At 34.1% G+C, this 21,325-nt stretch carries 20 protein-coding genes and 1 other annotated feature; of the genes, 18 read left to right on the forward strand and 2 right to left on the reverse strand.

Translation table 11 applies throughout. The annotated features are described in order from the left end of the window. The first annotated feature begins 41 nt into the window (after positions 1–41). From BN55_RS04595 to greA, 6 genes are all read left to right on the forward strand, one after another. Positions 42–803 carry a TrmH family RNA methyltransferase gene (locus tag BN55_RS04595; protein WP_008470699.1) on the forward strand — a complete coding sequence of 254 codons (762 nt, stop codon included), beginning with the start codon at positions 42–44 and terminating at the stop codon, positions 801–803. A gap of 103 nt (positions 804–906) precedes the next feature. Next, the gene (locus tag BN55_RS04600) at positions 907–1,260 is read left to right on the forward strand and encodes a winged helix-turn-helix transcriptional regulator (RefSeq protein WP_008470701.1); all 354 of its coding nucleotides are present in this window, start codon (positions 907–909) and stop codon (positions 1,258–1,260) included. A 48-nt stretch (positions 1,261–1,308) separates the two neighbouring features. After that, positions 1,309–1,519 (forward strand) — a binding site (T-box leader). Positions 1,520–1,553: 34 nt separating this feature from the next. Further along, positions 1,554–2,603, forward strand: coding sequence for a phenylalanine--tRNA ligase subunit alpha (gene pheS, locus BN55_RS04605; RefSeq protein WP_008470703.1), 1,050 nt, complete (start codon positions 1,554–1,556; stop codon positions 2,601–2,603). Beyond that, positions 2,603–5,017 (forward strand): phenylalanine--tRNA ligase subunit beta, encoded by a 2,415-nt coding sequence (pheT, locus tag BN55_RS04610; RefSeq protein ID WP_008470704.1) that lies wholly within the window; start codon positions 2,603–2,605, stop codon positions 5,015–5,017. The genes pheS and pheT overlap by 1 nt, the downstream gene beginning before the upstream one ends. A gap of 42 nt (positions 5,018–5,059) precedes the next feature. Beyond that, positions 5,060–6,157, forward strand: coding sequence for an endolytic transglycosylase MltG (gene mltG / locus BN55_RS04615; protein WP_008470705.1), 1,098 nt, complete (start codon positions 5,060–5,062; stop codon positions 6,155–6,157). A gap of 73 nt (positions 6,158–6,230) precedes the next feature. Next, positions 6,231–6,719: a transcription elongation factor GreA gene (gene greA / locus BN55_RS04620; protein ID WP_008470706.1), complete on the forward strand. Its 489-nt coding sequence runs from the start codon at positions 6,231–6,233 to the stop codon at positions 6,717–6,719. Positions 6,720–6,769: 50 nt separating this feature from the next. Here the strand turns inward: greA and BN55_RS04625 are convergent, their stop codons facing one another. Next, positions 6,770–9,295 carry a YfhO family protein gene (locus BN55_RS04625; RefSeq protein WP_008470707.1) on the reverse strand — a complete coding sequence of 842 codons (2,526 nt, stop codon included), beginning with the start codon at positions 9,293–9,295 and terminating at the stop codon, positions 6,770–6,772. A gap of 113 nt (positions 9,296–9,408) precedes the next feature. On the opposite strand from BN55_RS04625, the gene BN55_RS04630 reads away from it, so the two are divergent. From BN55_RS04630 to BN55_RS04655, 6 genes are all read left to right on the forward strand, one after another. Beyond that, positions 9,409–11,514, forward strand: a complete 2,106-nt coding sequence (locus tag BN55_RS04630; RefSeq protein WP_008470708.1) for a peptidoglycan D,D-transpeptidase FtsI family protein — start codon at positions 9,409–9,411, stop codon at positions 11,512–11,514. A 75-nt stretch (positions 11,515–11,589) separates the two neighbouring features. Continuing rightward, on the forward strand, positions 11,590–11,739 hold the full coding sequence (gene rpmG, locus BN55_RS04635; protein WP_003646937.1) for a 50S ribosomal protein L33: 150 nt from the start codon (positions 11,590–11,592) through the stop codon (positions 11,737–11,739). Positions 11,740–11,788: 49 nt separating this feature from the next. Continuing rightward, positions 11,789–12,337 carry a 5-formyltetrahydrofolate cyclo-ligase gene (locus tag BN55_RS04640; protein WP_008470711.1) on the forward strand — a complete coding sequence of 183 codons (549 nt, stop codon included), beginning with the start codon at positions 11,789–11,791 and terminating at the stop codon, positions 12,335–12,337. 13 nt (positions 12,338–12,350) lie between these two features. Beyond that, a complete protein-coding gene (locus tag BN55_RS04645; RefSeq protein WP_008470712.1) occupies positions 12,351–13,034 on the forward strand; it encodes a rhomboid family intramembrane serine protease in 684 nt (227 codons plus the stop codon). After that, on the forward strand, positions 13,034–13,264 hold the full coding sequence (locus BN55_RS04650) for a YqgQ family protein (RefSeq protein WP_040469293.1): 231 nt from the start codon (positions 13,034–13,036) through the stop codon (positions 13,262–13,264). Before BN55_RS04645 ends, BN55_RS04650 begins: the two co-directional genes overlap by 1 nt. A 38-nt stretch (positions 13,265–13,302) precedes the next feature. Continuing rightward, complete coding sequence (locus BN55_RS04655; RefSeq protein ID WP_008470714.1) at positions 13,303–13,704, forward strand: rhodanese-like domain-containing protein; 402 nt, start codon at positions 13,303–13,305, stop codon at positions 13,702–13,704. Between the two features lie 57 nt (positions 13,705–13,761). On the opposite strand, the gene BN55_RS04660 is transcribed toward BN55_RS04655, so the two are convergent. Then, a complete protein-coding gene (locus tag BN55_RS04660; RefSeq protein WP_008470715.1) occupies positions 13,762–13,941 on the reverse strand; it encodes a DUF3042 family protein in 180 nt (59 codons plus the stop codon). Positions 13,942–14,084: 143 nt separating this feature from the next. Between BN55_RS04660 and miaA the strand changes: the two genes are divergently transcribed. The 6 genes from miaA (at position 14,085) to BN55_RS04690 (ending at position 21,254) form a co-directional block, all read left to right on the forward strand. Next, positions 14,085–15,008 (forward strand): tRNA (adenosine(37)-N6)-dimethylallyltransferase MiaA, encoded by a 924-nt coding sequence (gene miaA / locus BN55_RS04665; RefSeq protein WP_008470717.1) that lies wholly within the window; start codon positions 14,085–14,087, stop codon positions 15,006–15,008. A gap of 182 nt (positions 15,009–15,190) precedes the next feature. Beyond that, a complete protein-coding gene (glnA, locus tag BN55_RS04670) occupies positions 15,191–16,528 on the forward strand; it encodes a type I glutamate--ammonia ligase (RefSeq protein WP_008470720.1) in 1,338 nt (445 codons plus the stop codon). A gap of 131 nt (positions 16,529–16,659) precedes the next feature. Beyond that, positions 16,660–17,835, forward strand: coding sequence for an MFS transporter (locus BN55_RS04675; protein WP_008470721.1), 1,176 nt, complete (start codon positions 16,660–16,662; stop codon positions 17,833–17,835). Positions 17,836–17,854: 19 nt separating this feature from the next. Then, the gene (locus BN55_RS04680; protein ID WP_008470722.1) at positions 17,855–18,670 is read left to right on the forward strand and encodes a Cof-type HAD-IIB family hydrolase; all 816 of its coding nucleotides are present in this window, start codon (positions 17,855–17,857) and stop codon (positions 18,668–18,670) included. A 72-nt stretch (positions 18,671–18,742) separates the two neighbouring features. After that, positions 18,743–19,714 carry an ATP-binding cassette domain-containing protein gene (locus tag BN55_RS04685; RefSeq protein ID WP_008470723.1) on the forward strand — a complete coding sequence of 324 codons (972 nt, stop codon included), beginning with the start codon at positions 18,743–18,745 and terminating at the stop codon, positions 19,712–19,714. Next, positions 19,707–21,254: an ABC transporter permease/substrate-binding protein gene (locus BN55_RS04690; protein WP_008470724.1), complete on the forward strand. Its 1,548-nt coding sequence runs from the start codon at positions 19,707–19,709 to the stop codon at positions 21,252–21,254. The genes BN55_RS04685 and BN55_RS04690 overlap by 8 nt, the downstream gene beginning before the upstream one ends. The last annotated feature ends 71 nt before the right edge of the window (positions 21,255–21,325 follow it).

The raw sequence follows: 21,325 nt of genomic DNA on the forward strand, positions 1-21,325 counted from the left end.
GTTAATTTAAAATATAGATATCAAGAGGAGATTTGATTTATATGTTAGAAATTAATTCTGTAAATAATGCAAAAATAAAAAATATTCGTAAACTTCAACAGAAAAAGTATCGTAAACAAGAAGGAAAATATCTAATCGAGGGATTTCATTTAGTTCAAGAAGTGCTAATGAATCATGTTCAATTTGATTGTTTGCTTGCAAGTAGGGATGCTTTTGATAAGTTAGAAACTAAGCAAGATATCGATGATAAAAAAATCATCATTATCAACGATGTCATTTGCGATCACTTATCATCTACTAAAAATAGCCAAGATATTTTTATGGTCCTACCAATTAATCAGCCTAAACATTACTCATTTGATTATGGCAAGTGGGTAGTTTTGGATAATTTAGTTGATCCTGGTAATGTTGGCACAATTATTCGTACAGCTGATGCTGCAGGATTTGACGGAGTTGTTTTATCTCAAGAAAGCGTAGATTTATATAATCCTAAGGTTCAAAGAAGTATGCAGGGCAGTCAATTCCATATCCAGATAATTCAAATGCCAATTATCGAAACTTTAACTAATATGAAACAAAATGGACTGCCAATTTATGTCAGTTTGTTAGATAAAACTGCTAAAAAGCTAAATAATTGTCCTGTCGTGCCTCAACTTGCTTTAGTAATTGGTAATGAAGCTCATGGTGTCAGCTCAAATGTTGAAGAACTCGCAGATAAAAAGATCTATATTCCAATTAAAGGTAAAGCAGAATCATTAAATGCAGCAATTGCAGCAGGAATTATGATTTATCATTTTGCTTAAGAAAGTTGATTAGACTTGTTTTTAGTAAGTGAATTTTCTATAATAAAATAAATGTTGGTTGTTTTGCAACTCAGAGAAATAATTTTTTAAGGAGGAACTCTTTATGTCCGAAGTTCTAACTAAGGATGACAAATCAGGCTGTCCCAAACCTGAAGATTACTCACTTTGCGATCATTTTATTAGCGCCTTTGATATCATTGGCAAGAAATGGAATGGATTGATTATTTCATCATTGTGCGATACAAATGCTATGCGTTTTAAGGATCTTGCACGTTGTATTAATAAGTGTTCAGATCGTGTTTTAGTCGAAAGATTAAAAGAATTAGAAAAGCAAGATATCGTTAAAAGAAATGTTGATTCAAAGACTAAAATCATTTCTTATACTCTGACTGAAAAAGGTGCAGAATTGCAGCCCGTTTTTGACCAAGTACATGACTGGGCAGATAAATGGGCCTAAAGTATCTTGCATGTTTTATTAAAATGAATTAAGATACTAACATAAACTTTAATTGCATCGATCAAGATTAGTAGTGCTGTTGGTCTTTTATAGAGAGGGTTAGTTTGGTGGAATAACTTAAAGATCAGGCATGAATTTCATCTTGGGAGCAGAATCTAATCAATTCCGGTATTTCCCCGTTAAAAGAAAAAAGTGTGAACACGCACTTTTATTAGTTTGTGTTCAAACTAGGGTGGTACCGCGAAGCTTCGTCCCTTTTGGGACGGAGCTTTTTTTGTTAGAAAGGATAAAATATGGACTTATTTGAAAAATTAGATAAGTTAAGACAAGAAGGACTCAAGGATATTAATCAAGCAACTGACCAAAAGAATCTTGATAAAATCCGTGTAGAATTAGTAGGAAAGAAAGGTCAATTAACTGAAATTCTTCACTCAATGAAGGATATCGCTCCTAGTGAGCGTCCTAAGGTTGGTCAAGAAGTTAACCAAATTAGAGATCTTTTCCAAAAACAAATTGACGAAGCCAAAAATAAATTTGTTCAGGCTTTAATTGAAAAGAAATTAGCCGAAGAAAAAATTGATGTTACTTTACCAGGTAGAAAGGGTCATTTAGGTTCTCAGCACCCAATTAATATTATTTTGGATGATTTAGAAAGCTACTTCATTGCTATGGGCTATAGCGTGGTTCAAGGTCCAGAAATTGAAACTGACCACTATTGTTTTGAAATGATGAACTTGCCAAAAGATCACCCAGCGCGTGATATGCAAGCAACCTTCTACATTGATGAAGAAAACTTGTTAAGAACCCAAACTTCCGGTGACCAAGCACGAGTACTTGAAAAGCATGATTTTTCTAAAGGTCCATTAAAGATGGTGGGACCTGGTAAGGTTTACCGTAGAGATGATGATGATGCAACTCACTCACACCAATTCCAACAAATGGAAGGTTTAGTAGTTGATAAAAATGTGACTATGTCAGATTTAAAGGGAACTTTGGAAATGATTGCTAAGCATATGTTTGGTCAAGATCGTAAAACCCGTCTTCGTCCATCATACTTCCCATTTACTGAACCATCTGTTGAAATGGACGTCTCATGTTTCAATTGTGATGGTAAGGGATGTGCAATTTGTAAATATACTGGCTGGATCGAAGTTTTAGGTGCTGGTATGGTTCACCCGAACGTCCTAGAAAATGCGGGTGTTGATTCCAGTGTTTATGGCGGCTTTGCTTTCGGTTTAGGATTAGATAGATTTGCAATTTTGAAATACGGTATATCTGATATTCGTGACTTTTACACTAATGATGTCCGCTTTTTAAAACAATTCCGTAAGGAGGAAAATTAATGCTTGTTTCATATAACTGGTTACAAGATTTTCTTGATTTAGATGAAGATCCAAAAGATTTAGCAGAAAAAATTACTAGAACTGGTGTAGAAATTGCTTCAGTTGTTCATCCACAAGAAGGATTGAAAAAACTTGTTGTTGGCCATATTTTAGAATGCGAAACAATTGAAGGAACTCACTTGCACAAATGCCAAGTTGATGTGGGTGAAGAAGAACCAATTCAAATTGTTTGTGGCGCCCCTAATGTTGCAGCTGGTGAAGATGTTATTGTTGCTTTGCATGGTGCACGTATTGCAGGCAATGAAAAAATCAAGCGTGGTAAAATTCGCGGTATTCAATCAAATGGTATGATATGCGGATTACAAGAAATTGGTTTTGCTGACAAAGTTGTTCCAGAAAAATACGCTAATGGTATTTGGGTATTTTCAAAAGATAGCGATGTAAAGCCTGGTCAAGATGTTTATGAAGCACTTGGCATGGATGACTACATTTTAGATTTTGATATCACTCCTAACCGTGCTGATACCTTATCAATGGAAGGTGCAGCTTACGAAGTTGGTGCTATTGTAGATCAAAAACCTAAGATCGAAAATCCTGTATTAAAAGAAGATGGTCCTGATTGGACTGATGAATTGCAAGTAAGCGTAGATAAAGATTTAGCCCCTAAGTTTTATTTGCGTAAGGTTACTGGCGTAAAAATTGGCGAAAGTCCAATGTGGATGCAAAAACGACTTTGGAATGCGGGGATTCGTCCAATTAATAATGTTGTTGATGTAACTAACTACATCATGCTTTTAACTGGTCAGCCAATGCATGCTTACGATGCTAGAAGTTTTGCAAGTGGCAAGCTTGAAGTTAGAAAAGCAAATAAAGGCGAAAAGCTTACTTTATTGAATGATAAAGAAGTAGATCTTGATCCAAACGATATTGTCATTACTGATGGTCAAAAGCCAGTGATGATGGCCGGCGTTATGGGCGGTAAGAATTCAGAAGTTGAAGACGATACCACTGATGTTATCTTAGAATCTGCAATTTTTGATGGCACTTTAGTAAGAAAAGCCGCTTTACGTCATGCAAATAGAACTGAAGCTTCAAGTCGTTTTGAAAAAGGCGTTAACTGGGACAATACTCAAAAAGCTTTAGACATGGCAACAATTTTGCTTAGAAATGATGCTTCAGCTACAGTAGCAGCTGGCGAAATTAAAGCTAGCGATGAGCAAAGAAAACCGGAAGTTATTAAGACTGCTGTTTCTTACATTAACAAGGTGCTAGGAACGCAATTAACTAGAGCTGAAATGGAAAAGATTTTTGATCGTTTAGACTTTAATGTGGATGGCTCTAAAGATGAATTAATTGTCACTGTTCCTAACAGAAGATGGGATATTTCTATTCCAGCTGACTTGGTTGAAGAGGTGGGTCGAATTTATGGTTACGACAATTTGAAGTCTACTCAACCTCTTCTTGCAGAAACTCACGGTGGTTATTCAGAAAAAGAAACTGCTATTAGACGTATTAAGCGGATTGTTCAAGATCAAGGCTTAATGGAAGCTATTTCATACTCATTAACTTCACCAGCTAAGGCTGTTGCTTTTACTAAAGATCCTAAAGAAACTGTTCAAGTTCAATGGCCACTTAACTCAAGTAGAAGTACAATGCGTGAAAACTTGATGACTGGTTTAGTGGATGCTGCTGCATATAATATGGCTCGTAAAGAGAAGCAATTGGCATTTTATGAACAAGGTCGCGTTTATGATCATGATAATGGTCAATTCAATGAACATGAGCACTTGGCTACTTTATATAGTGGCACAACTTTTGATGAAAACTGGCAACATGAAAATCAAAAGATCGACTTTTACTTCGTAAAAGGTCAATTAGAAAACTTATTTACTGCATTAGGCTTAGATAATAACCGCATTGTTTATAAAGCTGAAAACATTAACTGGATGCATCCAACTAGAACTGCTGGTATTTACATTGATGATCAATATGTCGGCATGATTGGGATGCTTGCTCACATGGTAACAATGGCAGAAAAGTCTTTACATGGTAGCGAATTATACGGCTATGAATTAGATTTAGATAAAGTAATTTCCTTTATTACCAAGGGAATGCATGCTAAAGAAGCTCCAAAATATCCTGCAATTAAGCGTGACTTGTCGCTTTTATTGGATACTGATGTTACAGACCAACAAGTTATCGATGAAATTGAAAAAGCAGGTGGCAAGTACTTGCAAAATATTAAAGTTATTGATGTATATTCAGGAAGTCACATTGAAAAGGGCAAGAAATCAATTGCTTACACTTTGACTTTCTTGAATGAAAAAGATACTTTAACTGACGATGTTGTAAATAAAGCTGTAGATAAAATTATTGCTGATTTGAAGGAAAACTTAAACGTTAGTGTACGATAGTTTTGTTAAGATTGTCTTAGACTAAAATTTTTGGAGGAAAGTATGTTAGATCCAGAAAAAAAAAGACAGTATGAATTGCAAGAAAAAGGAGCTAACAAGGTTACAAAATGGATCACTAGTATTATTGGTATCATTTTTGTAGCTGTTATCTTGTTTGGCGGTATCTATACCGTTTATGCATTGCAACCTGCTAATCGTCATGACCAAAATGTAGTTGAAGTTCACGTGCCAGAAGGGGCTACTAATAGTCAAATAGCAACTATTTTAAAGAAAAAAGGTTTAATTCGAAATGTTGCCGTTTTTAACTTTTGGTTAAAAAGTCATTCAGCAAGTAACTTCCAAGCCGGCGATTTTTATTTGTCGCCATCAATGAATAACAAAGAATTAGTCAACCAACTTCAAGGCGGAAGTCGTCCAATTACTGGTCACGTCTTAGTTAAAGAAGGACAAACGATTGACTCGATTGCAACTACAGTTTCTAAAAATACTAAGTATTCGCGTAAAGACTTTTTGGATCTGATGAAAGATGAAAAGTTCCTGAAGAGATTAGAAAAGAAATATCCACAGCTTTTGACTTCAAGTATGAAGAGCAACGATGTACGTTATCACCTAGAAGGATACCTTTTCCCTGCTAAGTATGATGTCTATCAAGGTGCAAGCTTGAATGAATTAGTTACACAAATGGTTGAAAAAGAAAATGAAGTCTTAAAGCCATACTACAAAGCAATCAAGAAAAAGCACTTAACTGTACAAGAAGTTTTGACTTTAGCCTCATTAGTTGAACGTGAAGGTGTTAAAGATTCTGATCGTCGTAAGATTGCTGGAGTATTTTTCAACAGATTAGATGCTGATATGCCACTTCAATCAGATATTTCAGTAATGTATGCTTTAAACAAGCATAAGCATTCACTGTCTTTAAAAGACGTTCGTGTAAAATCGCCTTATAACTTGTACATTCACAAAGGATTTGGACCAGGACCATTTAATAATCCATCGTTAAATTCAATTTCAGCCGTCTTGAATCCTGAAGATCGCGATGCAAACTATCTTTACTTTGTTGCTAACTTGAAGACTGGTAAAGTTTACTTCTCTCATACTTTAGATGAGCATGAGCAAAGAAATTCAAGTTTAGGACAGTAATGTGTTGACATTTTGCCAAAAGAACAATACTATTTTGTTGCAAAGAATAAAAAGTGAGGAGTATTAAGGACTAATGGCAGAAAAAGTATATCCTATGACTGCTGAAGGTAAGGAAAAACTTCAGAAAGAGTTAAAAGATTTGAAATTAGTAAAACGTCCAGAAGTTATTGAACGTATTAAGGTTGCAAGATCATTTGGTGACTTATCTGAAAACTCTGAATACGATGCAGCTAAAGATGAACAGAGTGCAGTAGAACAACGTATTATTCAAATTGAACAAATGTTGAAGTATGCACAAGTTATTGATGCTGATAGTGTTGATCCAAACGAAGTTTCTATTGGTAAGACTGTTACTTATACTGAAGTAGGTACTGACGATCCAGAAACCTACACTATCGTGGGATCCGATGAATCTGACCCATTAAATGGTAAGATTTCTAACGATTCACCAATTGCTCAAGCCTTGTTAGGTAAGAAAAAGGGCGAAAAAGTTACAATTAACACTCCGGGTGGTACATTTGACGTTACCATCAATGATGTTAAGACTAACGCTAATGCTTAATTAATTAAAAAATAAAAATGTCTAACGTATTTTGCGACGTTAGACATTTTTTATGCTCTTAAGAAAAATATGAGGGCTAGCAAAGAAATTAAAATTCCAAATAGAAATGAAAACGGAATATAAATTAGTTTTACACGATGAGTTCCTTTTGATAGTTTAAAACTTAGAAATGTATTGAGCCAAGTGTTAGTTTTGATCAATTTGCCATTGTCAAAAACTAGCCAGTTTTTTGAATAAGGAATTGTGGTTTTGATGTAGCTAGTTTTATTTGAGTGGTTTTTAAATTTTAAAGATAAGGCAGAATTTGGATAGGATTTCGGCTGTTTCTTAATAAAGGATTTGGCTGATTCTTTATATAAAAAATTGTTAAATTGATAAAGATGGCATGCACCTAAATTTATTTCTTTTTCGTGTAAAGATAGCGATATTTTGATAATTTTGCCTTGGTCGTTATTAGCTAGTGGAATAATTTTACTCGTTGTACCTAAGTCTTCATTATCAATAAAGTTATGATTGATAGATATACTTGCTGCAGAGGATGTAATGTCCGGACTTAATTCAAGATAGTAAGTGTCGTTTGTATCTGGCACAAAATTAAACGTAATTTCCGCAGTTTTATGGTTATTAATTTTTCGATAAATTGATCCGTCTTGTTTAATATTTTTAAGTTGAGCTACTGGCCAAAATATTGGTTGGAAAAGATGCGTGTGAGTATTAGTGAGGGCATCAAATAAATTGTTTTGATTTTCAGTAGCTGGGGCATTTAATTTTATGTTAGCTGGAGTGTTAATTTGCATAATAATTGGAAAAGCATAGTTATTCTTGATTATTTGCAATTGAGATTTCTGACTTTTCAGTATCTTTTTATTTAGATCGCTGCGATAATAATGCTCGTTAAATTGTGATTTATTTGAGTTAAAGGGTGCGACAATCAGATATTTAATTCCTAATAAAGAATCAGTTAAAAGATCTGAGTATTGATACGAATAAGAATTTTCATTATTTTTGAGTCCTAATGAGTCCACAAAAGTAATGGTTTTGGCATTAGAAATAGAGTTAAAATTACTTACTCCGAAATAATTATCACTAAGTGGATCATTGTCAGTGTGGTTAAAATTCTTTTCAATTCTATAAAATGAATGATCTTTTATTTTAATTTTGTTGATTAATGCACTTAGATTGCGAGTATAGGTTACGTAGTCTGAATTTTTTTGATAAGAAATAGCATTTAAACTTAAAATAAGATTGATACTGACTTCTAGTCCAATAAGTCCATAAAAAAGCAAGCAGGCATATTTATTGTTGATAAAAATAAATAATAAAATAGTGCAAATAATAAAAATGCAGCTAATTATTATTTTTGTTGAATTCAAAAATGCTACATTCTTTAAGTTGAATGTCCATAAGATAATTAAAAGAAGGCTGATAAATATGGCGAGTAGAATTTGTTTTTTAGAAATAATAACTTGCTTTTTTAAGAATTGAAGTGCTAACGTTAATGAGAAAAAGATATAAATAAAGCTTCCGCGAGCTGGATACCAGACTGGAAATTGCCCCATATGAGTAATTAAAACTAAGGGATTAAAAGATAAAGAAATAAATGTTAAGAATAATAATATGAAGTTGGTAATTTTTTCTTTAAGACAAAAATGATGACTGAAAAAATAAAGTAAAGACAGCAAGAAAAAGCTGATCGTAAAGTAGATATTTGGCCAACCGTTTGACATTTCGTGAAAACTAAAGCTACCTGTAACGAGTTTATTGAAGGCATTTAAGGGCATGAATTGCCAATTCAAATTCCATTGCGTATCAGAATGGACCTTGCCAGCTAATAATTCTAAAAAAGTTGGCAGCAATATAAAGCTATCCAGTAAAGTAGCTAAGATGCTGGCAGTTAAATAACTTTTTACGATTGATTTATTGCATTTTTGAATAATGCTTTGGCAAACAAAATATAAAAGGCCAAATAAAAGTGCCATATAGCCAGTATAAAAATTGGTAAACCAAATTAAAAATGTAATTAGGCAAAGATAATTAAATTGCTTTGGTTGAAAGAATATTTTGTTAATTGCGTCAATTAATAGTGGCAATAAAATTAAAGTGTCGAGCCACATTAAGTTTAAGTTGTAGCATACTGCGTAGCCGCTTAAAGCAAAAGCTAAGCTTGCAGCTAGCGCAAAAATTTTTCTGGTTAAAGTAAAGTTTTTTTGCCATAAATAATAAGAACTTAAACCAATCAGTCCAAGTTTTAAACTTATGATTAGTAAAATTCCCTGTGGTAAAAATTGTTTTGGAATCAAGAAAAGCAGTAAATTTAATGGACTAGCTAAATAATAAGCACTTGTTGCGATAAAACTAGCGCCTAATCCCTGATTAAAGTTATAAATTAAAGATAGCGGATTTTTAAATAAATTATTTTTGAAAAATGCGATAAAGTCGACGTATTGCTGACCTAAGTCAACTGTTAAAATGTCAGATTTGCGACAAGCAAAATAAATTAAAAATATTGCAGTAGGGATGATAAAGGCTAAAAGATATAACAGCAGATCATTCTTTTTTTCTTCATTTAATTGCATGATTAATTCCTATTTTTAAAGATTAGTGTAAATGTATTAAATTATACCTTCCAAAAATAGTATTTGAACTACTTTTTTGCTAAAATCTATTCTAGTCTAGAGAGGTTTTAAATTTGAAATTTTTTAAGCGTAAGAAAAAACAAAATTCAAATAAAATAGCAGCTTCAACGCCCTTAAGAATGAATATCATCTTGGGGGTAATTGTCGTCTTGTTTTTGCTACTAATTGGCCAATTAGCATACTTACAGTTAGGATACGGAAGTCGTTTCCAAGCTGAGGTACAAAAAACAGATTCTACAGTTGTATCAAACAGCGTTCCTCGGGGCGTCATGTATGATTCAAAAGGACAAGTTCTGGTTGGCAATAAAGCCAATAATGCTATCACTTATACTAAATCAAGTAGTACGTCTACTAGTCAAATATACTCTATTTCGAATAAATTGAGTCGATATATTAGTTTAGATGATGAAAAGCCAACTAAACAGCAGCTTTATGAATATTATCTAGCAAATACTGCTAATAATAAAAGAATAACTGCTGAATTGCCACGTTCTCAAAGATATGATTCTCAAGGAGATACTTTAGATTCGGCCACTATTTATAAAAATGAATTAGCTTTAGTAGCTAAAAAAGACTTGACCTTTACCAAGAGAGAAAAGACAGCTGCTTTAATTTTTAACAAGATTTCTGGAGCCTATACTTTATCCACAATTTATATTAAAAATAAAAATTTAACCGATAAAGAATTAGCTGATGTAGGCGAACACTTGTCAGAATTGCCTGGCGTAGGTATTGGAACTGACTGGGCTCGTACTTATCCTAATGGAAAATCAATCCAAAGTATCATTGGCTCTGTTTCTTCTGAAAAAGCTGGGCTTCCTAGCGATAATTTGCAATACTACTTAACTCAAGGTTACTCACGTAATGATCGTGTAGGTACTTCATATCTTGAAGAAAAATACGAGCCGCTTTTAAAGGGTACTAAGTCTCAATCAGAAGTAACTCAAAAAGGTTCTGATAAGATTCAGCAAACTAAGACCGTTTATAAAGGTGAAAGTGGAGCAAGCTTAATTTTAACAATTAACTCTAAGTATCAATCTGAAGTTGAAGATGCATTGAAAAAAGTCTATGCATCCGCTCAAGGAGCTGGAGCTACTAAGTATTCTAACGGAGCTTATGCTGTAGCAATGAATCCTAATACTGGAGCACTTTTGGCAATTGCGGGAATTAACCATAATGCTAAAACTGGTAAAAATACCGATAATGCTTTGGGTGTAATCAACCAATCATTTGTAATGGGATCAGCTGTTAAAGGGGCTACTGTTGCTGGTGGTTTAATGAATAATGTTATTACTCCATCTAATAATACTTTGCCAGATACTCCAATTTACTTGCCAGGTTCACCAGTTAAAAAATCTGTTTATCCTGTAGGAACATTTAGTGCATTAGATGCACCAACGGCTTTGGAAGTATCATCGAACATTTATATGATGCACCTAGCAATGAAGTGGGTTGGAGCAAAATATGAACCGCATACTTTCATTTCAATGCCTAAAAATTCATTTGATATTTTAAGAAGAAACTTTGCGATGTTTGGTTTAGGTCAAAAGACAGGGGTAGATTTACCGGGTGAAGTTTCAGGAATTAAGGGACGTTCATTTAACTCTGAAGGTAATTTGCTTACCGGTTCAGTACTTGACTTATCCTACGGAAACTATGATGCATATACACCAATTCAATTAGTGCAATATGTTTCGACAATTGCTAATGGTGGCTATCGTATGCAGCCATATTTAGTTCAATCTGTTGGTCAAACTAATGCGCAAGGAAATAAAGTTTCTGTTTTATACAATACTAAGCCAACCGTTCAAATGCGAATTCCTTGGACTCAAAACCAATTAGATGTTATCCATCAAGGATTCTATCGTGTAGTTCACGGAACTAACGGCTGGGGTACGGCACACTTTTTAAGTTCAGTTAAGCCAGCAATCGCAGGTAAGACTGGTACAGCTGAAACCTTCTACTACAATCCTGATAAACCAGGCGATCCAAATGCACCAGAAGTTATCAACGCGACCTTTGTTGGCTATGCCCCGGCAAATAAACCTAAGATTGCGGTAGCGGTTGTTTTCCCAGGATTAGATCCAAATATGGAGGGAACATATACTTTGCAAGTAGCTAAACAAATGTTTACTGACTACTTTGCATTAAATAAATAGAAAAAGACTAGCAAAATTCTTGAAAAAATGGTATAGTTTAACAGTCAACATTAAAACAAATAGGTGGTGGAAAACATGGCAGAACATATTATCCTTGAATGCACCGAATGTGGCGATAGAAGTTATTTATCTGAAAAGAATAAGCGTAAGCATCCGGAACGTTTGGCTTTAAAGAAGTATTGCCCAGTAGAAAGAAAGGTAACACTTCACCGCGAAACTAAGTAATTGAAGGCAACAGGTTATCCTGTTGTTTTTTTGTATATACGATTTTAATATGAACAAAATAGAATTTCGCAAAAAACAACATCAAATTTTAAAAGAATTTAGCTTAACTAATAAAAAGACAAGACAAGATTTACAGTTAACTGATAAATTTTTAAATAGTGCCAGTTTTAAAAATGCTCAAAAAATTGGAATTACAATTTCAATGCCTGAAGAAGTAAATACTTCGCAAATTATTTTAAAAATGCAAAAGCTAGGTAAAGAAGTTTATATACCGCGTTGTTTACCTAAGCGTAAAATGGAATTTACCCGATTTATTGATTCAAGCCAGCTAACTAAAACAAAATTTGGCACTAGTGAAATTTGGACAAGCGATGCAGTAGTTGATAATAATCTTGACTTGTTAGTTGTTCCGCTTTTAGCCTTTGATTTACAAACAAGTCAACGTTTAGGCTTTGGCGGTGGCTATTATGATCGTTTTTTAGAAAAATTTACTGGAAATACAATAAGTTTATTAAACGAAAAGCAGACTTATTCTCATGCGCAATGGAATATTGAAGATCATGATATTCCAATTCGCGAATATATCTTGGCTGATTAATGAAGGAGGGCATATGCAAGCAAGAAAATCTAATTTACCAATTCCTTATATGACTTTTGCAATTTTAATTATTTTACTAGTTGTGTTTTTAGTTGAAACATTTACTGGTGGATCAACTAATGCGGCGGTTTTATTGCGTTTAGGTGCAATGAACAATTTAATTGTGGCATCGCAGGATCAATTTTGGCGCCTATTTACTGCCCAATTCTTGCATATTGGCTGGCTTCATTTAGCTTCAAATGCAGTCATGATTTATTATGTTGGTCAATACTTAGAACCAATTATTGGCTCATGGAGATTTTTGTTAATCTATCTTTTATCAGGTGTTGGTGGAAATTTACTTAGTTTTGCTTGTGGAAGCGATTATAGTGTAGCTGCTGGAGCCTCTACAGCACTTTTTGGCTTATTTGGTGCAATTATTGCTATCTACTTTAAAAACAAACAGATACCAGCTATTTTTGCTTTAGGAAGACAAGCATTAGCACTGGCAATTATTAATTTGTTCTTGGACTTATTTATGAAAGATATTGATATCTTGGGACATATTGGTGGATTGGCTGCAGGATTCTTTTTAAGTATTGCAATTGGTAATGCTAACTTACAAAAATACCATTCAAAAATTAGAATTTTAGCTGGAGTAGTATTAATTCTTTACAGTGTTTGGTGTCTAAGACAGGGAATGGTGATTACGCGCTAATGAAGACTTTATATGATGTGCAGCAAATGTTGGAAAAATTCAATATTTTAGTTTATGTCGGCAAAAGAAAATGGGACATTGAATTAATGGGAATAGAATTGGATAATCTCCACCATGCTGGCGTAATTAGCGAAAAAGAGTACATGTCGGCTAAATTAATTTTGCATCATGAACATGAAATTGAAGAGCAAAAAGAAGCTAGCGCAAATAAGACAGATGGATTATCATAGAAGTTGATAGATAAAACAATGAGGAGTTTTCCAGATAAATGAATAGCGTCTTTACAATAATCAATGTCATTTTAATAGTCATCATTTTGGGTTTTGGTTTGAATTGGCTTTGGCTTAAAATTCAAGAAAAAAGAGTTGGCGGAAAGTTAACCCAAAAGCAATTTGAAGAGGGTAAAAGAAAAGCACAAATTATTGATGTGCGTGAAAAAACTGCTTTTAAGAAAAAACATATCTTGGGTGCAAGAAATGTGCCAATGACAATGTTTAAATACCAATACCAAGAAATTAGACCAGATTTACCCGTGTATCTATACTCTGATTCACAAGTTTTGACTTTAAGAGCTGCAAGATTTTTGAAAAAACACGGCTATAAAAAAGTTTATTGGCTAGAAGATGATTTTGATCAATGGAAGGGTCAAACTAAGACATCTAAATATTAATCAAAATAAAACGGCTTAAATGCATTATCATTTAAGCCGCTTTTTCTTTGCGTTAGATTAACCTTGGTGAGCTGAAAAACTCTTGCGGTTAGCTTTAACTCTATTTTCTTCGATTCTATTTGCTTCTTGTTCTTCTGGCTCTACTACCTTTTTTTTGTAAGTAAATAAGCCTGCTGCTAAAGCACCAACAGTTGCAACAACACCAGTTACAACGCCTGCACCAAATCTTTTTGCCATAATAAAGCCTCCTTGTTATTCTATTAGTTAAATTCTATCAATAAAAGTAAGTTAAATAAAGAAAATAAGATTAAGAAGTAGATATTTTTTATATAGAAAAGTATTTTGCTAAAATAAAAAAAGATTTTATAAAGGAATTAACTATGAAAAAAATTATTGTAATTGTTGGTCCAACTGGAATTGGAAAAACGGACCTGGCTCTAGATCTTGCACAGAGACTAAATGGCGAAATTGTTTCTGGCGATTCTATGCAAATTTACCAAGAAGTTAGCGTTGGAACTGCTAAGCCAACTGAGTCAGAACTAAAAAGAGTTAAGCATTATTTAGTCAATGAAAAATCTGTTTTTGATGAATATTCAGTAAAAGATTTCGTAGCAATGGCTAATCAAGCAATTGAAAAAATTGCCGGGAAAAATAAAGTGCCGTTTGTCGTTGGAGGCACAGGATTTTATATCAATGCATTAATTAACAAAATGCAGCTCGGCGAACCTGGCGAATATAAGACTAGCGTCGATTCAAAATGGGAAGATTTTTTAAAAGAAAATGACGCAAAAAAATTATGGGATGAATTAAATAAAAAAGATCCGCAAGCTGCTAGTAAAATTGAGCCTAATAATACTCGTCGTAGTCTGCGTGCATTAACAGTGATTGATCGCACAGGAAAATTATTTAGTCAGCAGCAAAAGCAAATTCAGCCACGTTATGATGCTTTAATTATCGGTCTTAATACTGAGCGTCAGCTTGTGTATGACAGAATTAATAAGCGTGTGGACAAGATGATGGATTTAGGCGTTTTAGATGAAGCCCGTTATATTTTTGATAATCGCGCTAAAGAGCATCAAGTAATTCAAGCAATTGGTTATAAAGAATTTTTCCCTTATTTTTTAGGTGAAAAAACTTTAGACGAATGTGTTGCAAAGTTAAAGCAAGCATCGCGCAAGTATGCTAAAAGACAATTAACGTATTTTAAGCATCAACTGGCAGTTAATTGGTTTGATCCTATTAATGATCCCAATTATGCTTTGGAAATCGAAAATAAAATTAATGTATTTTTAAACAATAAGTGAAAATAGAATTAATTTTTATTATTAAAATCTAAAAAAGTTGAAAATTTATAATTTTCAATTGACGATACCAATCTAATCTGCTATTGTTGTCAGTGTGCAAAAACACAAGAGATAAAAACATTTACTGGGACTATACCAATTACGAAATTAGCTTATAAATCCCATAGAAAAAGGTGTGTACAATGAGTAAACAAATTACTGCTGATGATATTAGACAAAGCGTTGAAGATAACGACGTTCGTTTTTTAAGATTATCGTTTACTGATATTAATGGTACTTCCAAAGCTGTAGAAGTTCCAACTAGTCAATTAGATAAGGTATTGACTAATGATATTCGCTTTGATGGTTCTTCAATTGATGGCTTTGTACGTCTTGAAGAAAGCGACATGGTATTATATCCAGACTTTTCAACTTGGGCAGTTTTACCATGGGGCGATGAACGTGGTGGCAAGATCGGTCGTTTAGTATGTTCTGTTCATAAGACTAACGGCGATCCATTTGAAGGCGATCCAAGAAATAATTTAAAGCGCGTTTTGAATGAAATGAAAGACATGGGCTTTACTGATTTTGATATTGGTTTTGAAGCTGAATTCCACTTGTTCAAATTAGGCGAAGATGGCAATTGGACTACTGAAGTTCCTGACCACGCATCATACTTTGATATGACTTCAGATGATGAAGGCGCAAGATGTCGTCGCGATATCGTTGAAACTTTGGAAAGTATTGGTTTTGAAGTTGAAGCAGCTCACCACGAAGTAGGTGACGGTCAACAAGAAATCGACTTTAGATTTGATGATGCCTTAACTACTGCTGATCGTGTTCAAACTTTCAAGATGGTAGTGCGTGAAGTAGCTAGAAAGCATGGTTTATTTGCTACATTTATGGCTAAACCTGTTGAAGGACAAGCCGGAAATGGTATGCACACTAACATGTCATTATTTAAGAATGGTAAGAACGTCTTTTACGATAAAGATGGTGAATTTCATTTATCAGATACTGCACTCTACTTCTTAAACGGTATTTTGGAACATGCACGTGCAATTACTGCAATTGGTAACCCAACAGTTAACTCATATAAGCGTTTAATTCCAGGATTTGAAGCACCAGTTTACATTTCATGGGCTTCTAAGAACCGTTCACCATTAGTTCGTATTCCTGATGCAGAAGAAATTAATACTCGTTTGGAAATGCGTTCAGCTGATCCAACTGCTAACCCATACTTACTTCTTGCAGCTTGCTTAACTGCTGGCTTAAATGGAATTAAAGAAGCTAAAAAGCCAATGGCCCCTATTACTTCAAATGTCTTTGAAATGAGTGAAAAGCAAAGAGCAAAACTTGGTATTAAGCCACTTCCATCAACTCTTCACAATGCTATTAAAGCATTTAAGGCTGATGAATTAATTCAAAGCGCATTAGGCGAACATTTAACTCAAAGCTTTATTGATTCTAAGAACCTAGAATGGTCCAAGTACACTCAGTCTGTTTCTGATTGGGAAAGAGACCGCTACATGGGATATTAATTAAATAGATAAAACAAAGAGGTACTTAGCTTAGCGGCTAAGTATTTTTTTGCCGTAGAATAACGCAATAAAGATACAAAATAGAAACTAACTATGTTAAAGTAAGGTGTTATCTAGAAGGAGGACTTAGTTTGCAAAAAAGTAAATCTATTTATAGCAAAGATGTCATTTTAGTTATGGCAGCTTCGTTTTTCTTTATGTTCTCTGTAATGTTTGTTACGCCATTGATTAATGGTTATGCAATTAGTTTAGGTGCAAGTTCTGTTTACGCAGGAATTATTACAGGAATGATGAGCGTTGTTTCGATGTTTTTACGCCCAATTGCTGGTAATTTAACTGACCGTTTTTCAAAATATAGACTTTCTTTTATCGGCGGTATTTTAATTTTCATTGGTGTGACCGGATATTGTTTTTCAACATCACCAACGGCTTTATTGATTTTTCGTTTAATTAACGGAACTGGTTTTGTTTTGGCTACCGTATGTATGACGACTTGGCTTGCTTTTTTGGTTCCACGTGCCCATGTTGGTGAAGCGATGGGATTTTATGGCTTAATGAATGCCTTAGCAATGGCTTTAGCGCCCGCTTTAGCAATTAATTTATATAGGGTAATTGGTTATCGCTGTTCGCTTGCTTTAGCATCTTTAGCTGCCATATTAATGGTTATTAGTATTCAATTTGTAGCAAATAAAGCTCAACCTGATTTTTCTAAACAAGATCTTAAAAAGCATAAAATAAAGATCATTCAAAAAGATGCCGTTCCAATTGCATTGCTGACAATGTTATTTGCAATTCCATACTTTGCTGCTCAAGCTGATATTGTAGTTTATGTTACAAAAAGACATTTATCAGTTGCAGTAGGTTACTTTTTTTTGATTTATGCAATTGCTTTATTAGTAATTAGAATTGGACTAAAAAAATACTTTGATACTGTCAGATACGGTATTTGGTTTTGGCTAAGTTTACTGACGACAATTATCTTCTTAATTTCAGCTGCATATATGAATAATAATTGGATGATGATTTTGGCAGCGATCGCTTTAGCATTTGGCTATGGTGTAATTTATTCAGTCAATCAATCTACTGCACTGCTCTTAGCACCAATTAGCGAACAAGGCTTAGCAAGTGCAACTTTTTATTTGGGATTAGACATTGGTATGGCCTCTGCGCCAATGATTGGAGGGGTAATTGCACAAACAATTCCTGAATTTTATTTCTTCCCAGTACTGCTAATCATTGTCCCATTTATCCTAATTATTTATTTCATTTATCGTCGCAAACTAAATTCTGCAATTAGTAAACATTAATATTTTGAGGAGAAAAATTATGACTTTACCTTTTAAAGCTGTTGCTGTTGATATGGATGGTACATTTTTGGATGATAATCACGAATACGATGCAAAAGAGTTCGATCGCATTTTAACTGAATTAGAAAGGCAAAATGTGCAATTTATCGTAGCTTCTGGTCGCCCATATGCCAGATTAAAAGAAGATTTTAAGGGCTTTACTGATCGAATTGACTTTGTATCAGTAAATGGCGCGCGTTTAATTGCTCATGATAAAGAAGTGGGCCTTACGCCAATGGATAAAGAACTAGTTTTACAATTAATTGACTATGTAACTAGTCGCTATCCTCATGTAACGACTATGGTTTATGGACCAAAGCGTGCTTATTTATTAGCAAGCGATCCAAAAGAAGATAAGGCATTTTTGTCATATTTTGCTAAAGATACTGCGGAAGTTGCTAGCTGGCAAGATTTACCGGATAAAGAATATGTAGAAATTACTTTTAATTGTAGCGGTAAAGAAGCTCATGCAATTGAAACCGGCTTTAATAATGAACATGGTCAAGTAATTTCTGCTTTTGGTTCAGCTGACTTTGCCGTAGACGTTAATGCTTACGGAGTAAGTAAGGCAACCGGCCTAAAAGAAATGTTAGCTAAATTTGGTTTAACTTCTGATGACTTAATTGCTTTTGGCGATGGTGGTAACGATGTGCCAATGCTTAAGTTAGCAAAATATTCTTATGCCATGGAAAATGGAATGCCAGTTGCTAAAGAAACGGCACGTTTTGTGGCTCCTAAAAACACAGAAAGTGGCGTCTTTAAGGTGCTGCAAAAATATATTGATGAAAGTAAATAAACCTTCTTTTGCTATATACAAGAATATGAGAAAATAAAAGAGATTAAGTTTATTTATTTAAGGTAAGAAAGAATGCAAAATTTTATTGAGTATCAAAATATAAGAAAAGATTATAAAGATACGACAGTTTTGAATAATATCTCTTTTAGCATCAAAAAAGGCGAAATTTTCGTTTTAGTAGGACCTAGCGGTAGTGGTAAGACTACACTCTTAAAAATGTTTAACAGGCTAATTGAGCCTACTAGCGGAGATATTTTATTTAAAGGCAAAAGTATCAAAGAATATAAGTTGCGCAAGTTACGTGAAAATACAGGCTACGTATTGCAGTCGGCATCACTGTTTCCTAACTTAACAGTCGGCGAAAATATAACTGTAGCACTTGAGCAGCGGCATGATATTTCACGTAAAGAAAGATTGCATCGTCAAAAAGTTGTTTTAAAAGGCGTTGATTTAAATCCAAAATTATATCTTGAGCGTATGCCGGACGAATTATCTGGTGGTGAAGCGCAAAGAGTAGGGATTGCTAGAGCATTAGTTGGCGCTCCTGAAACGGTATTAATGGATGAGCCATTTTCTGCTTTAGATCCAGTTGTCAGAAAGCAGCTGCAAGATCTTGTTTTAAATTTGCAAACGCAATTTGAAAAGACAATTATCTTTGTGACCCATGATATGCAAGAAGCTATCAGAATGGGGAATCAAATTGCAGTCGTGCATCAAGGAAACCTAGAGCAAGTGGGAATGCCACGTGAAATTTTGCAACATCCTGCTACTGACTTTGTGAAAACTTTCTTTGCTGGCAATCAGGTTAGTCAAAAACTTGATTTAGAAACTTTGCTTAAAAGCGAATTGGGCGTTGATCCAAAGTTTTATCCTAAAACTGAAACTTTGCCGCATTATCGCGTTGAAACTGTCAGAGATTTGGTCAAGGGATGTTCAGATCACCCAGATTCATTATTTATTGCTCAAACAAATTTCGGAGATTTCTTAATTGAACCTAAACGCGTTTGGAGATTTCTCTTAAAGAAGGTGGCTAACAATGCTTAATTCAGTTTGGCAGATGCTTGTAGATAACCATACTCAGATTTGGCAGACAACGCTAGTTCATATTAAGATTTCTTTGATTTCATTGTTAATTGCAATGGTAATCGCAATTCCATTAGCATTTTTGCTAAAAGACCATAAAAAGGCAGCTGAATTTACTTTACAAGTAGCAGGCGTTATTCAGACAATTCCTAGTTTAGCTATTTTAGGATTATTATTGCCATTTGTAGGTATTGGAACCACTCCAGCAATTATTGCTTTAGTTTTATATGCAATAATGCCGATCTTTCAAAATACTTATTCTGGGTTAACAAGTATATCGCCTAATCTAAAAGAAGCGGCAACGGCTTTTGGTTTAACCAAATGGAAAAAATTTCAAAGATTGGAACTGCCATTGGCAATGCCGATGATTTTGTCTGGAGTCAGAATTGCTTTAGTAATGATTATCGGTACTGCAACTTTGGCAGCCTTAATCGGTGGCGGAGGATTAGGTACTTATATTTATGTTGGTATTAACTCTAACAACAATACTGAAGTGTTATTAGGGGCAATTTTATCTGCTTTACTAGCGCTATTTTTCTCTTGGTTCTTAGAATTTATTGCCAAAAATAAAACACGTACCAAAGTAGGCCTTTCAATAATTGCAGTAGTGCTTTTAGTATGGGGTGGTTTTGCGTCATATCAAAAATGGCTAGCACCTAAAGCTAATGCTAAGATAGAACCACAAACTGTAGTTATTGCGGGAAAAATGGGGTCCGAACCTGATATTTTGATTCATATGTATAAAGATTTAATTGAAAAAAATGATCCTGATACTAAAGTAGAATTAAAGCCTAACTTTGGTGGAACAACATTTTTATTTAAAGCTTTAGAATCTAATAAGATTGATATCTATCCAGAATTTACGGGCACGGTTTTACAAACGCTAGTTAAAACTGGCAAAAAGACCGGTAATGATCCTAACGAAGTTTATAATGAAGCGCGCGCCCAGCTTGAAAAGCAATACCATCTAGCTTACTTAAAGCCAATGGCATATCAAAATGGTTATGCGCTAACAGTAACACCAAAATTTGCCAAAGATAATCACTTAACTAAGTTGAGCGATTTGAAACGGGTAAATAAAAAAGTACATGCTGCATTTGATCCTGACTTTATAAACTTAAAAGATGGCTATTCTGGCTTAAAGAAGGTTTATAAACTGGACTTTGCATCAATTAAGTCAACTGAATCAAGCATTCGTTACCATGCGATTGCGACTAACAATGCAAATTTGGTTGATGGCTATACTACAGATGCTGAAATTAGACAGTATAAGCTAGTGATGCTTGATGATGATTTGAAGTTCTTCCCACCATATCAAGGTGCACCTTTGATGAAAGAAAACTTTGCAAAGCAAAATCCTAAGATCGTTAAAGCACTCAATAAGCTAGCCGGAAAAATCACTACCAGCGAGATGCAGCAAATGAATTATGAAGTACAAGTTAACCATAAATCAGCTGCTAAAGTGGCTCATGATTTTCTTAAAGCACATAATCTAATTTAAAATAAAAATCACTTTCTAAAATTTTCTATTTAGGAAGTGATTTTTTTGTATTCATGGCTAATTTATGTTTA

Origin of the sequence: Lactobacillus hominis DSM 23910 = CRBIP 24.179 (genome assembly GCF_000296835.1) — a bacterium.
GTDB lineage: Bacteria > Bacillota > Bacilli > Lactobacillales > Lactobacillaceae > Lactobacillus > Lactobacillus hominis.

Excerpts from the sequence above, each read along its gene's own strand:
- BN55_RS04595 (WP_008470699.1), top strand. The coding sequence starts at position 42 with ATGTTAGAAATTAATTCTGTAAATAATGCAAAAATAAAAAATATTCGT.
- BN55_RS04600 (WP_008470701.1), top strand. The coding sequence starts at position 907 with ATGTCCGAAGTTCTAACTAAGGATGACAAATCAGGCTGTCCCAAACCT.
- pheS (WP_008470703.1), top strand. The coding sequence starts at position 1,554 with ATGGACTTATTTGAAAAATTAGATAAGTTAAGACAAGAAGGACTCAAG.
- pheT (WP_008470704.1), top strand. The coding sequence starts at position 2,603 with ATGCTTGTTTCATATAACTGGTTACAAGATTTTCTTGATTTAGATGAA.
- mltG (WP_008470705.1), top strand. The coding sequence starts at position 5,060 with ATGTTAGATCCAGAAAAAAAAAGACAGTATGAATTGCAAGAAAAAGGA.
- greA (WP_008470706.1), top strand. The coding sequence starts at position 6,231 with ATGGCAGAAAAAGTATATCCTATGACTGCTGAAGGTAAGGAAAAACTT.
- BN55_RS04625 (WP_008470707.1), bottom strand. The coding sequence starts at position 9,295 with ATGCAATTAAATGAAGAAAAAAAGAATGATCTGCTGTTATATCTTTTA.
- rpmG (WP_003646937.1), top strand. The coding sequence starts at position 11,590 with ATGGCAGAACATATTATCCTTGAATGCACCGAATGTGGCGATAGAAGT.
- BN55_RS04640 (WP_008470711.1), top strand. The coding sequence starts at position 11,789 with ATGAACAAAATAGAATTTCGCAAAAAACAACATCAAATTTTAAAAGAA.
- BN55_RS04645 (WP_008470712.1), top strand. The coding sequence starts at position 12,351 with ATGCAAGCAAGAAAATCTAATTTACCAATTCCTTATATGACTTTTGCA.
- BN55_RS04650 (WP_040469293.1), top strand. The coding sequence starts at position 13,034 with ATGAAGACTTTATATGATGTGCAGCAAATGTTGGAAAAATTCAATATT.
- BN55_RS04655 (WP_008470714.1), top strand. The coding sequence starts at position 13,303 with ATGAATAGCGTCTTTACAATAATCAATGTCATTTTAATAGTCATCATT.
- BN55_RS04660 (WP_008470715.1), bottom strand. The coding sequence starts at position 13,941 with ATGGCAAAAAGATTTGGTGCAGGCGTTGTAACTGGTGTTGTTGCAACT.
- miaA (WP_008470717.1), top strand. The coding sequence starts at position 14,085 with ATGAAAAAAATTATTGTAATTGTTGGTCCAACTGGAATTGGAAAAACG.
- glnA (WP_008470720.1), top strand. The coding sequence starts at position 15,191 with ATGAGTAAACAAATTACTGCTGATGATATTAGACAAAGCGTTGAAGAT.
- BN55_RS04680 (WP_008470722.1), top strand. The coding sequence starts at position 17,855 with ATGACTTTACCTTTTAAAGCTGTTGCTGTTGATATGGATGGTACATTT.
- BN55_RS04685 (WP_008470723.1), top strand. The coding sequence starts at position 18,743 with ATGCAAAATTTTATTGAGTATCAAAATATAAGAAAAGATTATAAAGAT.
- BN55_RS04690 (WP_008470724.1), top strand. The coding sequence starts at position 19,707 with ATGCTTAATTCAGTTTGGCAGATGCTTGTAGATAACCATACTCAGATT.